This window comes from Mucilaginibacter sp. KACC 22773 (assembly GCF_028736215.1).
Lineage (GTDB): Bacteria > Bacteroidota > Bacteroidia > Sphingobacteriales > Sphingobacteriaceae > Mucilaginibacter.
In genome coordinates, this window is record NZ_CP117883.1 from 5,049,340 (window position 1) to 5,062,746 (window position 13,407).

Consider the following 13,407-nt stretch of genomic DNA (forward strand, 5'->3'; position numbering starts at 1 on the left):
GAAGTCTTAAGTTCTAAGTCTCAAATGTCATTTTTTGACTTAGAACTTAGGACTTCCGACTAAAAACTATCCGTAGTTACAATATGCTATGCTCGTCAAACGCCCTGCCTTCGGCGTTAGGCTCATGATAGTTTTTGATAAAACTTGCAATTTCTTCGGCTTGCAGGTGTGTAAGGTCGCCCATGCCGCTGTACTCCCACTGGTTCATGTTATCGTCAAAAACAATATCGCCCAAATCAACCATACCCTCGTTCAACCCAAAAACACCGGTAGCCTGGATGTGGCCCCCCGTTGTGGGCTCGGTTACCGGGTTTATGGTAATAAAGCGATCGCCATTTGATGTATATAATGTATAATCTACAGGCTTTGTCATGTTTAATGTATTTGCATTACCTACAAATCAAAGCCGCTTTTGTTTACTTTATTTAGCTAAAACGTTACCAGCATTTAGCTAAAACGTTACCAGCCCATTATTTCCATCACCCTTGCAAATTCGGGCTGAAAACCGGCATTTATAGTGATTTGCTGCCCGGTTACCGGGTGGTTAAATTGCAGGTGCGATGCGTGAAGCAGCATGGTGTTCATATCCCAGGTATCGGTAAAAAACTTATTCTGCTTGTTACAGCCATGCGTACGATCGCCGATAATGGGGTGAAAAATGTGGGCAAAATGTTTACGCAACTGGTGCATGCGCCCCGTGGTTGGTACAGCCTCAATCAGCGAGTACCTTGATGTGGGGTGTGCGCCAAAAGGCACATCAAGTTCGGCACGTTTAAGCGTGGTGTATGTTGTAAATGCATCCTGCAATGTTCCGTTCTCTTTGCGTAACGGATAATCAATATCCTCGGTATCAACGGTATGCCCGCGCACAATGGCCAGGTATTTTTTTTGCACCTTGTTATCCATAAAAGCTTGCTGCATGGCCACCTCTACCTGCTTATCCAGCGCAAAAAGTAAAATACCGCCTGTTTTCCTGTCTATCCGGTGTACCGGGTTAACCTTCTGCCCTATCTGATCGCGCAATATCTGCAACGCAAACTCCGTGGCCTCTGCCGCAATGGGCGACCGGTGTACCAGCAATCCATGCGGCTTATTAACAGCAATAAGGTATTCATCCCGATATACGATCTCTAACATCCGGCAAAGGTAGGGATATAGTTGGTTAAGTTGATTGGGTTGGATTGAGTTGATTAGGTTGGATTGGGTTTGATATTTTACATAATGTACACTCACAACTCACAACTCACAACTCACAACTCACAACTCACAACTCACAACTCACAACTCACAACTCACAACTAAATTTTAAAAAGTCAACCATCTAAAAAAAATATTTTAATTAGTTTATTCTTTTTATATCTTTAGTTCATCACAATAAACCGTAAAACAATGACTGCCAAAGCAAAAACCGTTACAGGCGATACCGCGCCTGATAGTATCAACTCTGCTCCTACACGGCTTTTTTCATTAGATGCCTTGCGCGGGTTTGATATGTTTTGGATAATGGGTGGCGAAGAGATATTTCATACCATGGCTAAGGCCACCGGATCGCCTTTTTGGGGTTCCATCGCCAACCAGTTTACCCATCCCGACTGGAACGGTTTTCATTTATACGATCTGATCTTCCCGCTGTTCCTGTTCATGGCAGGTGTATCAACTCCATTTTCGGTTGGCCGCGAGCTGGAGAAAGGTAAAAGCAGGCAGCAACTGGTATTGCGTGTGATGAAAAGGGCACTGATATTAGTATTGCTGGGCTTGGTGGTAAACAACGGCCTAAATATTATGCCCATTAAAGATATCCGGTTTGCAAGCGTGCTGGGCCGCATAGGCATAGCCTACATGTTTGCCAATATTATTTACCTGTATAGCAGCGAGCGCATGCAAATGGTTTGGTTTTGGGTATTCATTATAGGCTATTGGCTGCTGTTAAAATTCACATCGGCCCCGGGCTATCCGCATGGCGATTTAACCATGCAGGGTAATTTTGCATCCTACATGGATAGGGGTATCCTGCCGGGAAAACTATATTTGGGCATTCATGATCCCGAAGGATTATTTTCAACCATCCCGGCCATTAGTACCGGGCTACTGGGCATCATTACCGGCACCATCCTGAAAAAAACGGGACTGGCGCAAATGAAAAAAGTAGCCATCCTTGCCATAGCCGGTGTTGCTTTCCTGATTATAGCCCAGGTTTGGAACCTCGATTTCCCTATCAACAAAAACCTGTGGACCAGTTCGTTTGTAATGCAGGTGGGCGGTTTAAGCTTATTGCTGATGGCTTTCTTTTACTATATTATTGATGTGCTGGGCTACCAAAAATGGTCGTTTTATTTTAGGGTGATAGGCATGAACTCCATCCTGATCTATGTATCTGGCCACTTTATTAAATGGAGTTATACCAATAACGGCTTCTTCGGCTGGATAGGTCAGCTCATAGGCGATCCGTTTAACGCTGTGGCCATGGCCATTACCTTTGTGATGGTAAAATGGCTGTTTTTATATTATTTATATCAGAAGAAGACGTTTTTAAGGGTGTAATAAAAAGGCGCTAAGGGCTTGCCCCCCATTATATGTCCAATGTTATTAAGTTAGGAAAACGAACGTAATATCGAACAATGAATTTTGGATTTCCAACATCGAAATTTTTCTTTTATTATTCGATACAAGGCATTCAATGTTCGATATTCAAACGATCTTAACCAAGCCTGGCTGCCTTCTCTTGATACTTGCTGCTAAAATAGCTACCAGATCTCTGTCCTGTCTGCTGGTTTTTTGTACATTTTATTGCCAGGCTTAACGTTAAATGCTTTGTACCAGGCGCTAATGTTGGTTAAAGTAGCATTGGCACGGTGCGGATCGGGCGAGTGCGGATCGGTAAGAATACGTTGGGCTGCCGCCTCAGGGCGTTGCGAGCTGCGCCATATTTGCGCCCATGACAGGAAGAAGCGCTGATTGGGCGTAAAACCGTCTATCGTATTGCCTGATTGACCTTGCTTTGTTTTCAGAAAGGCTTCGTAGGCAATGCTTAAGCCGCCCAAATCGGCAATATTTTCGCCAAGGGTTAGTTTCCCGTTTATATGCAGACTATCCAGCACGGTGAGGTTGTTATATTGCATTACCAATTGATTGGCACGTACTTTAAATTTATCAGCGTCGCTTTTTGTCCACCAATCGCGCAGGTTACCATCGGCGTCATATTGGCGGCCTTTATCGTCGAACCCATGGGTCATTTCGTGGCCTATTAATGCGCCTATACCACCATAATTTATAGCATCATCGGCATTTAAATCAAAAAAGGGGAATTGCAGGATCCCTGCCGGGAAAACAATTTCATTATTGGTCTCGGTATAGTAAGCGTTCACGGCTGATGGCGTTAATCCCCAACGGGCTTTATCAACGGGTTTACCAAGGTGGCCGACCATAAAATTGTACCGCCATTTGTATATGCTCCGCATATTGCCCAGGTAGTCATTACGGTTTATTATTACACCGGCGTAAGTTTCCCATTTATCGGGGTACCCTATTTTTACGGTAAATGCATTCAATTTTTTAAGCGCGTGTTCCTTTGTTTCGGTGCTCATCCAATCCAGGCGCTTAATGCGGTCGCTCAGGGCCATTTTCATGTTGTTTACCAGTTCCAGCATGTATTGCCTGGCGGCCGGGCTAAAATATTTCTCTACATACAGTTGTCCTAACAATTCGCCAAGGGCTCCATCAACTGTATGGCTCGATTGCTCGTTCCGCGGCACATGTCTTTTTTCGCCGGTCAGCGCGCTGTTATAAGCAAAGTATGCCCGTACAAAAGGCGAGCTTAGGCTTAATGAGGCCCCTTTTAAAATATTCCATTTAAAAAACACCTTCCAGTTTTCAACCGGCACAGCCGCCAATAACGAATCGGCCACTTTGAAAAATGTGGGCTGCCCAACCAGGATACTGTCCTGCCCGGATGCTTTAAGCATTGGCAATAATTTGGTCCAGTTTAAATGCGGGGTAACTTTATTAAAATCTGCCACCAGGAATTTATTGTAAATAACATGCGGGTCGCGCATAGCCACACGGCTAAGCTGCGCTTTTGCCAAAGCCGTTTCAAGGTTATAAACTATTGTCGCATTTTTAACAGCTTCACCGGCATCACAGCCGCTTAACGTAAACACAGTTATCGCTAAAGTTTTTAAAGCGTCCCGGACATCCTTTGATCGCTGATCGTTTTTTAAATAATAATCCCTATCGGGTAATGCAGTACCTCCCTGGCCAAGGCGAACAATATATTTTGATGCATTTTTATCATCTTGATTAACCTCCAACCCAAACAGCTGTGCGAATATGCCGTTAACACGTTCAAAAGCAAGCTCATTGATAAGGTCGTCAAGGTTGTCGACTTTGTCAATGCGTTCCAGGTCGGGCTTAATGGGCGAATAGCCCAACTTTTCAATAGTGACGGTATCCATGCTGCTGGCGTAAAGGTCGCCAACGCGCTGTATAAGGCTGCCTTTAGGTGCAGTTACCGATTGCCTGCTTACTTCTTTCAATAATTCTATAAGCTTTTTGGCATTTTCCTGGCGCACAATAGCAAAGCTGCCCCAACGGTTTTCTTTGGCAGGTATCGGGTTATTTTTAATCCAGGCGCCGTTGGCGTATTCAAAAAAATCATCTCCGGCTTTAACGGACGTATCCATATTGGCAGGGTCGATAAACTTTACAGGAGCGGGGGGGCTGCGCTTGTGTTTTGGTGGGTTTACTTTCCCGGTTACCTGGGCGTTTACAGATTGCCATAAGACTATCAGGAATATGAAACACCAGAACCTTAATTTCATAATTATTATTTGGAAATTAAAGGTAGTAAATTGCAGCAAAAATGCGCGAAACTATGGCCGCAACCGTTTAACGGTTAAACCAGTTTATTACAAAACCCAGCCTTGACCTTTTTAAAACATCGAGCCAAAAACGGTGTATATGCAGTGATTTCATGACTAATTAATGTTTGAGTAGTATTATAACTTTTTAATTGCAAAAATATTGTGACTGGAAGTTGATGGTTCATGGTTGATGGATCATAGTTCATGGTTCATAGTGGAAAGGAGTTTTATAATCAGGGAGCAAACTAAATTCGTCGTTGCGACATTCGGCTACGAACTATCAGCTATAATCCAGGAACATAGTAAGAAGAAGTCTCGGCCATGAACTATCAACCATGATCCATGAACTAAACTATGATCCATGAACTAAACTATGATCCATGAACTAAACTATGATCCATGAACTAAACCATGATCCATGAACTAAACTATGATCCATGAACTATTTGCTATCAACCCCTAACAATCGTATTTTTGCGCGTTATGAGTATTGCTAAAACATATTTGCCTAAAGAAACCGAAGATAAATGGTACAGTTATTGGTTACAGCACGATTTTTTTAAATCGGTGCCTGATGAGCGCGAACCTTATACTATAGTGATTCCGCCGCCAAACGTTACCGGGGTTTTGCATATGGGGCATATGCTAAACAATACCATTCAGGATGTATTGGTACGCCGCGCCCGCATGAAAGGCAAAAATGCCTGCTGGGTACCCGGAACAGATCATGCCAGTATTGCTACCGAAGCCAAAGTGGTGGCCATGCTTAAAGAGCGAGGCATCAGCAAAAAAGACCTTACCCGCCCCGAATTTTTAACTTACGCCTGGGAGTGGAAAGAAAAATACGGTGGTATCATTCTCGATCAGCTTAAAAAATTAGGCGCATCATGCGATTGGGGCCGTACCAAATTTACCATGGATCCCGAAATGTCTGAAGCGGTGATTGATACCTTTATTCACCTGTACAAAAAAGGCCTGATATACCGCGGTGTGCGCATGGTAAACTGGGACCCGCAGGGAAAAACGGCGGTATCTGACGAGGAAGTTATCCGTAAAGAAGTAAATCAGAAGCTTTATTATATTAAGTACGAAGTAGTGAGTAGTGAGTCGTCAATGGTAGGTAGTGAATTGCCGATGGCTGTTAACGATGGCACCACTCACCACTCACCACTCACCACTCACTACTTAACCATTGCCACAACCCGCCCGGAAACCATTATGGCCGATGCTGCTATCTGTATCAACCCTAATGATGAGCGGTACATCCACCTTCACGGAAAAACTGTTTATATCCCTTTAATTAAACGCGAGATCCCGGTTATACTGGACGAATACGTTACGATGGATTTTGGTACGGGTTGTTTAAAGGTAACCCCGGCGCATGATTTGAATGACTATGAGCTTGGCCAAAAACACAACCTGCCCGTTATTGATATTTTAAATGACGATGGTACGCTGAACGAAAAGGCGCAGATACTGGTAGGTGAAGACCGTTTTATGGCCCGTAAAAAAATAGCCGGTTTACTGGAGGAAGCTGGTGCTTTGGCCAAAGTGGAGGATTATAAATCACAAATCGGGTTCAGCGAACGTACCGATGCTGTTATCGAGCCAAAATTATCGATGCAATGGTTTTGCAAAATGAGCGAGATGGCCAAACCTGCATTGGATTATGTACTAAACGGCGAGATAAAACTGATCCCGGAAAAGTTTATAAACACCTATCGTCACTGGATGGAGAACGTAAGGGACTGGAACATCAGCCGCCAGTTGTGGTGGGGACAACAAATCCCGGCATGGTACCTTCCAAACGGCGAATTTGTTATTGCCAAAAACATTGACGAAGCATTAGCCGAAGCAAAACTCAAAACTCAAAACTCACTACTCACTACTGACGACCTACGCCAGGACCCCGATGTGGTTGATACCTGGTTTTCATCGTGGTTGTGGCCTATATCGGTATTCGATGGTTTTAAAGACCCTAATAATGCCGATATTAACTATTATTATCCAACTAACGACCTGGTAACCGCCCCCGAGATCCTGTTTTTCTGGGTAGCCAGGATGATTATGGCTGGCCATGAGTTTAGGGGAGAGTTACCTTTTAGAAACGTTTACCTTACTGGAATTGTAAGGGATAAGCTGGGTCGTAAAATGTCGAAATCATTGGGTAACTCGCCCGATCCGCTTGATCTTATCGAGCAATACGGCGCCGATGGCGTACGTGTAGGTATGCTGCTTTGCTCGCCTGCCGGTAACGATTTAATGTTTGATGTAAGCTATTGCGAACAGGGCCGTAATTTTGCTAATAAAATTTGGAATGCCTTTAAATTACTAAAAGGTTGGGAGGTTGATGATAGCCTTGAAAACCCCAATAAAATTGCAATTGAATGGTTTGGCAGCAGGTTTAACCAGGCCCTGGGCGAGATTGAAGATGACTTTGGCCAATACCGTTTATCAGAAGCGTTAATGGCTACCTATAAGCTGGTTTGGGATGATTTCTGTGCCTGGTACCTGGAGATGATTAAGCCCGCTTACCAGCAACCAATTGATAAAGTTACTTATGCAGCTACCGTTCAGTACTTTGAGAATATATTGAAAGTGCTTCACCCCTTTATGCCGTTCCTTACCGAGGAATTATGGCATGATGAAATATTTGGCGAACGCACCGAAAAAGACTGCTGTATTGTTGCCCAATTGCCAAACATTGGGGAAATAAATACACAACTACTTGAAGAAGTGGAGATAGTAAAAATTGTTCTTACGCAAATCAGGAATATTCGTAATAAAAATGAAATTTCGCCTAAAGAGGCGCTGAGCCTTTCATATAAATCAAACTCGGGCATAAATTACCTGCAGTACGCGGCCATTATAGCCAAACTGGGTAATATATGCGAGTTTGCATCTGTTGCCGATAAAGTTTCAGGAGCGGTTAATTTTATTGCTTCAACCGATGAGTTTTTTATTCCGTTAAGCCAGAAGCTTGACCCTGTTGTTGAGTGCGCGAGGCTTGTAAAAGAGAAGGACTACCTTTTAGGTTTCCTTAAAGCGGTTAACGCGAAGCTTGGCAACGAGCGTTTTATGGCCAATGCCAAACCCGAAATTATTGAAATTGAGCAACGCAAAAAGGCCGATGCCGAAGCCAAATTGAGCATCATTGAACAAAACATGGTTGATTTGGCTTGCTAATTGCATGAACGAGAGGCTGCGAAATACAAAATGGAGGTAGGTATTCAACGTTAATTGATTAGCTATAATACGTTTTGTATAAGCAAGGTGCTTTAATCATGAGTAAAGGAGTAAGCTTTTTCAATTTTTCAATTTTCAGGATTTTATCAAAGGAGCAGCCTTTTCTTGACCAGGCTCGTATCCGGTTGCTTTATTTTGGTTTCCCCTTAGTGTTCATTGCCTTAGGGGCCGTTTTCATGAGTGTTTATTTCCAGGGTCAAACTATGCTGGCCTATACAGCCGGTGTATTAATGGTTTGTGTAGCCGGGCTGTTTAAATTTTTAACATACCGGCCTCAATGGCGTTTAATTTCTCATTTACTGCTTAGCGCGGGTACTATTGTTAACCTTAGCATAGTTTATATTACTTTACAAACTGTAAATATAGTTACTGTACAGGTAATTATATTAGTTATTGTATTTAGCTATTACATGCTTGGGCAAACCGGCGGGCTTATTTATTCGTTGTTGAATGCGATGCCTGTATTGGTTTTCATGATTATTGAATTCACAAAGGGGTACGTTATTGGTATTAAGCCAGACAGGATAGATCAATCTACTATTATTATTACCCTTTTTGCCAATTTTATCCTGTTGATATTTATTCACAGCCATTTTTATACCGCCTTTTTAAAGAATATAAAACAGCTGAAAGAAAGCGGTGAAGATTTGGTTGCACTAAACGCCCAGCTTGAAAAAGCAATAAGCAAAGCCGAAAAATCAACCCAGGCCAAGTCGGAGTTTTTATCTACAATGTCGCATGAAATCCGCACGCCGTTAAACGCGGTAATAGGCATGAGCAACCTGCTAATAATGGGCAACCCGAGGGCCGATCAGAAAGAAAATCTTGAGATCCTGAAGTTTTCGGCCAATAACCTTTTGGCCGTTGTAAACGATGTACTTGATTTTAACAAAATTGAATCGGGCAAGTTAGTTTTTGAAAATATCCGTTTTAACCTGGTTGAGCTAATGAACAATATTTGCGGCGCGCAAATGATTAAGGCCGAAGAAAAAGGATTGTTGTTTAAGCTTGACGTGGATAGCTCCCTTTGCAACAAGATAATTTTTGGCGATCCTACCCGTATTACGCAAATTATTTATAACCTGGTAAGCAATGCCATAAAATTTACTGCAAAAGGCAACGTATGGGTTAGGGTTACCTGTTTTGAGGATAGGCACAATACGGTTACGGTTAAATTTGCGATAAGAGATACAGGTATTGGCATCGAAGAACATAACCTCACCAGTATTTTTGAGCCCTTTACCCAGGAATCATTAACCACAACCCGCCAGTACGGCGGCACTGGATTAGGTTTGGCTATTGTGAAACGTTTGCTGGATTTACAGGGCCTGCATATGGATATATCAAGCATACCAGGTTCAGGTTCGGAGTTTTCATTTAATATGGAGTTCCCGGTATCAACAGAAATGGCAGTTGAAAAAGCCATAACTCCTTTGGTGCAGCCGCGTGAAAAAGCCGATGTTATATCGGGTATCCGTGTGCTTATTGCCGAAGATAACATGGTAAATGTTATGTTGATGAAAAAACTATTATCTAAATGGAACATAACACCAACCGTTGCCGAAAACGGCCTGCGCGCGGTTGAATTGATGCAATATGGCAACTTTGATATTATACTGATGGACCTGCAGATGCCGGTAATGAATGGTCTTGATGCCACCATGGAGATCAGAAAAATGGCCGATCCTAAAAAATCGCACATTCCTATTATTGCCCTTACGGCTTCGGCACTGCTGGATATTAAAGAGAAAATTTTTGAGGCCGGTATGAACGATTATGTTTCGAAACCATTTAAGCCCGACGAACTGCTGGAGAAAATGCACCTCCTGGTACGCGCTGCTTAAACAGGTTTGCTGTAAGCAGGCAACTCTTCAATAAACTGATATTTTCTTTTTTCGTGATTAATGGTACAATAAAAATGCTGCAGGCCGTTGCTTACCGCTAATAGTGATACTTTGTGCACCATATTATAACGGGCTACCTGATCGAAAGTCTTTTGATCGATACTAACGGATGGCGCTTTGCATTCTACAATCAAAATTCTTTGCCCACTGCTGTCAAATACTACTATATCGGTGCGTTTTTGCAGCCCGTTAAGCTTAAGGCCACCCTCGAGCCGGATGAGCGAACGCGGATAGCCTTTTTGCCTGATGAGGTATTGTACAAAATGCTGCCGCACCCACTCCTCGGGTGTAAGTATTATGTTTTTTTTACGGATTTCATCAAACAAGCTCAACTGCCCGTTATCGTCGCTTATTTTAAAAGGATAGGGAGGAAGATTGAGAGGTGGTAAATTCAAAAGTCAAAATTCAAAAGTCAAAATTCAAAAATAGGAAGTAATGTGAATAAGATAAGTGAAATTCAAATATTACTTTCCACATTATGGCAATAGCAACATTTTACCGCTTCGTTTTTTTAATTTTGAATACTCAGCCAAAAAGTCATTTTTGACTTTTGAATTTTTAATTTTGACTTAAAAGAACCAGGAAGTCATTTTTGAATTTTGACTTTTGAATTTTGACTTAAAAAGAATGACCGCAGCAGATATAGTAAAGGATATAAAGAACCGTAAATACAAGCCCCTGTACCTGTTGCACGGCGAAGAGCCTTATTTTATTGATGTAGTGAGCAACTACATTGAACATCACCTGCTGCCAGAGGCCGAGAAGGGCTTTAACCAAACCGTAGTATATGGCAAAGATACCGAGATGATGGCCGTTCTTAACGCGGCCAAACGCTACCCCATGATGGCCGATTACCAGGTAGTAATGGTGAAAGAAGCCCAGGATATGAAATGGGGCAAGGATGATGACAACAAAAAAGGCATCGACCCTTTATTGAGCTACCTGGAAAAACCCCTGCCAAGTACCATACTGGTGTTTTGTTACAAATATGGCAAGTTTGATAAACGCAAAAAAACATACAAAGCAATTGAAAAAAACGGGCTCATTTTTGAGTCGGCTCCTTTGTATGATAGTAAGATACCTGCCTGGATAGAGGGCTTTATTAGCGATAAAGGTTATAAAATAAACCAACAGGCATCGGCCATGTTATCTGAATACCTGGGCAACGATTTATCTAAAATAGCCAACGAGCTGGAGAAACTGATGCTTAACATAGCTGCCGGGCAAGAGATTACCCTAAAACTGGTGCAGGACAACATTGGCATCAGTAAAGAGTATAATGTATTTGAGCTGCAAACCGCCCTTGGTAAAAAGGATGTTTTAAAGGTTAACCAGATTATTAATTATTTTGAGGCAAACCCTAAGGCAAACCCCATTGTGCTTGTATTGGGTAACCTGAATAATTTTTTCAGCAAGGTGCTGGCCTATCATTATGTAAAAGATAAATCGCCTCAAAACGTTGCCCGCGAAATTGGCGTAAACCCGTATTTTGTAAAAGATTATGAGCTGGCCGGCCGTAGCTACAACTATTACAAAACCATGCAAATCATCAGCTATTTGCGTGAGTACGACCTGAAAAGCAAAGGTGTTGAATCAAACGCACCCCACGGTGAGTTAATGAAAGAACTAATGTTTAAAATACTGCATTAACCTTTCTTTTGCCCAAATGTTAGCTTACCCTTGGGGGTGACAAGGTAACATTTTTGTTAGATGTATCACTCTGGTGCCTTTACCCGTACCCTTGATTTTTCATGCTAAAATGGCTGATACAGCTTAGTTTAGCGGTTTTTCACCCATTGGCCTTCCAAGCCTGCTTATTTGTAAAGAAGTATTTACATTACAATAAAATTAACCCGTAATTTAATTTATTATGTTCATCCCATCAAAGGTAACCTGCAGTGCTTTTGAGCCTCATTATCAACATAAATTATTTGAGATATGATACTTTTATTCTGCGGATTATCAGGAGCTGGTAAAACAACATTGGCTAAAAATGTTGCAAATGAATTAACCGGGCTTGGCATTAGGACTGAGATAATTGACGGCGATGAATATCGCAAAGAAATTTGCCGCGATTTGGGCTTTAGCAAGGCCGATCGTTGCGAAAATATCCGGAGGCTGGGCTTCGTGGCCAGTCGATTTTCGGCCCACGGAATTGTTGCCATAGTGAGCGCTATAAACCCATATGACGAAATGCGCCGCGAACTTGCCGAAAAATACAAGCATGTAAACATTGTGCATATTGATTGCCCGGTAAAAAAGCTCATCAGCCGCGACACCAAGGGACTTTACAAAAAAGCTTTTTTACCCGATGGACACCCTGATAAACTAAAAAACCTGACAGGCATTAACGCGCAGTTTGATGTTCCGTACGCTCCCGACCTGTATATAAACACCAACGAAAGCACCGTAGCGCAAAGCACCTCAACCTTGCTATATTTTATACTGAGCAACCTTAACCCGTTTGATAAGGCCGAAAAAAAAGTAGCCCATACATAATAGTTAAATCTGTAAGATAACAGCTATTAGCGCCACCGCACGTTATGCAAAAACGAACGCTTATTATAACCGGCATGCACCGCTCCGGTACCTCTCTTATAACGCACTGGCTTGCCAAATGCGGCATGCAGCTGGGCGAAAAAATGGTTGAGCCGGGCCCGGGAAATGCGGAAGGGCATTTTGAGGACGTAGAGTTTTTGAAGATCCATGAGGAGATCCTGACCAATCATAACCTGCCCAGGAACGGCTTAACAGACGGATATGTTGACGCTGTTTCTATTTATGAGAAAGAGAAAATAAAAAGCATTATAAGGGTTAAACAGCAGTTGTACGACCAATGGGGTTGGAAAGATCCCCGCACCTGTATGTTTCTTGATGTTTATAAAGAACTTATTCCAGATGCCCGTTATTTGGTTATTATGCGCGATTACCGGTCGGTAACCAGTTCATTGTTAAGGCGGGAGTTTAAAACTGTTGACAGAAAGTACCTGGACCGTAAACATTTATCAAGGTTGGTATGGCTAATTTTTAGACGGGCACACAGAAAAAAATCCTTTTACCGGATAAATACCGAAGCATATTTAAAAGTGTGGATTAACTATACCAGTGATATTTTAGCATGCATTAAAAAATTGGCCCCCGACGCTTTTGTTGTGGTTAACTACAACATGCTGAGCAAAGAGGATACACGCGTTTTTGGGCACCTGCAAAACAAATGGAATTTTTCGTTAACCTATTCAAAGTTTAAGGACGTGTTTAAAGAGAACCTGATAGGCCAGGATATTGATATAGATCCCTATATTACCAATAAAGCATTACTAAACCAGGCAAAGCAATTACAGGACGAATTGATGGGATATATGAGCCTCTGAAGGAAAGTCTTTAGTGGAAAGTCTTAA

Annotated in this window: 10 protein-coding genes; 6 read left to right on the top strand and 4 right to left on the bottom strand. The window is 42.3% G+C overall.

What is annotated here, in order from left to right; all coding sequences use genetic code 11:
- Window positions 1-76 precede the first annotated feature (76 nt).
- Together PQ469_RS20755 and PQ469_RS20760 are read right to left on the bottom strand one after the other, a co-directional pair.
- Window positions 77-373 carry a hypothetical protein gene (locus PQ469_RS20755; RefSeq protein ID WP_274209391.1) on the bottom strand — a complete coding sequence of 99 codons (297 nt, stop codon included), beginning with the start codon at window positions 371-373 and terminating at the stop codon, window positions 77-79.
- Window positions 374-459: 86 nt separating this feature from the next.
- On the bottom strand, window positions 460-1,137 hold the full coding sequence (locus tag PQ469_RS20760) for a pseudouridine synthase (protein WP_274209392.1): 678 nt from the start codon (window positions 1,135-1,137) through the stop codon (window positions 460-462).
- Between the two features lie 252 nt (window positions 1,138-1,389).
- Here PQ469_RS20760 and PQ469_RS20765 point away from each other — a divergent pair, with 252 nt between their 5' ends.
- Window positions 1,390-2,541, top strand: coding sequence for an acyltransferase family protein (locus tag PQ469_RS20765; protein ID WP_274209393.1), 1,152 nt, complete (start codon window positions 1,390-1,392; stop codon window positions 2,539-2,541).
- 203 nt (window positions 2,542-2,744) lie between these two features.
- On the opposite strand, the gene PQ469_RS20770 is transcribed toward PQ469_RS20765, so the two are convergent.
- Window positions 2,745-4,817 (bottom strand): M13 family metallopeptidase, encoded by a 2,073-nt coding sequence (locus tag PQ469_RS20770; RefSeq protein WP_274209394.1) that lies wholly within the window; start codon window positions 4,815-4,817, stop codon window positions 2,745-2,747.
- A 525-nt stretch (window positions 4,818-5,342) separates the two neighbouring features.
- On the opposite strand from PQ469_RS20770, the gene PQ469_RS20775 reads away from it, so the two are divergent.
- A complete protein-coding gene (locus PQ469_RS20775) occupies window positions 5,343-8,045 on the top strand; it encodes a valine--tRNA ligase (protein ID WP_274209395.1) in 2,703 nt (900 codons plus the stop codon).
- Window positions 8,046-8,143: 98 nt separating this feature from the next.
- Window positions 8,144-9,949 (top strand): ATP-binding protein, encoded by a 1,806-nt coding sequence (locus PQ469_RS20780; RefSeq protein WP_274209396.1) that lies wholly within the window; start codon window positions 8,144-8,146, stop codon window positions 9,947-9,949.
- Here PQ469_RS20780 and PQ469_RS20785 read toward each other — a convergent pair.
- Window positions 9,946-10,404 (bottom strand): type I restriction enzyme HsdR N-terminal domain-containing protein, encoded by a 459-nt coding sequence (locus tag PQ469_RS20785; protein WP_274209397.1) that lies wholly within the window; start codon window positions 10,402-10,404, stop codon window positions 9,946-9,948. The two genes, PQ469_RS20780 and PQ469_RS20785, sit on opposite strands and share 4 nt — an antisense overlap.
- 232 nt (window positions 10,405-10,636) lie before the next feature.
- On the opposite strand from PQ469_RS20785, the gene holA reads away from it, so the two are divergent.
- The 3 genes from holA to PQ469_RS20800 all read left to right on the top strand — a co-directional run bounded on the left by holA (window position 10,637) and on the right by PQ469_RS20800 (window position 13,380).
- Entirely contained in the window at window positions 10,637-11,659 is a 1,023-nt protein-coding gene (holA, locus tag PQ469_RS20790) for a DNA polymerase III subunit delta (protein WP_274209398.1), read from the top strand.
- Between the two features lie 288 nt (window positions 11,660-11,947).
- Window positions 11,948-12,508 carry an adenylyl-sulfate kinase gene (gene cysC / locus PQ469_RS20795; protein ID WP_274209399.1) on the top strand — a complete coding sequence of 187 codons (561 nt, stop codon included), beginning with the start codon at window positions 11,948-11,950 and terminating at the stop codon, window positions 12,506-12,508.
- Between the two features lie 44 nt (window positions 12,509-12,552).
- Entirely contained in the window at window positions 12,553-13,380 is an 828-nt protein-coding gene (locus tag PQ469_RS20800) for a sulfotransferase (protein WP_274209400.1), read from the top strand.
- Window positions 13,381-13,407 lie beyond the last annotated feature (27 nt).

Coding starts and splice junctions, on each gene's coding strand:
- PQ469_RS20755 (WP_274209391.1), bottom strand. CDS start 373: ATGACAAAGCCTGTAGATTATACATTATATACATCAAATGGCGATCGC.
- PQ469_RS20760 (WP_274209392.1), bottom strand. CDS start 1,137: ATGTTAGAGATCGTATATCGGGATGAATACCTTATTGCTGTTAATAAG.
- PQ469_RS20765 (WP_274209393.1), top strand. CDS start 1,390: ATGACTGCCAAAGCAAAAACCGTTACAGGCGATACCGCGCCTGATAGT.
- PQ469_RS20770 (WP_274209394.1), bottom strand. CDS start 4,817: ATGAAATTAAGGTTCTGGTGTTTCATATTCCTGATAGTCTTATGGCAA.
- PQ469_RS20775 (WP_274209395.1), top strand. CDS start 5,343: ATGAGTATTGCTAAAACATATTTGCCTAAAGAAACCGAAGATAAATGG.
- PQ469_RS20780 (WP_274209396.1), top strand. CDS start 8,144: ATGAGTAAAGGAGTAAGCTTTTTCAATTTTTCAATTTTCAGGATTTTA.
- holA (WP_274209398.1), top strand. CDS start 10,637: ATGACCGCAGCAGATATAGTAAAGGATATAAAGAACCGTAAATACAAG.
- cysC (WP_274209399.1), top strand. CDS start 11,948: ATGATACTTTTATTCTGCGGATTATCAGGAGCTGGTAAAACAACATTG.
- PQ469_RS20800 (WP_274209400.1), top strand. CDS start 12,553: ATGCAAAAACGAACGCTTATTATAACCGGCATGCACCGCTCCGGTACC.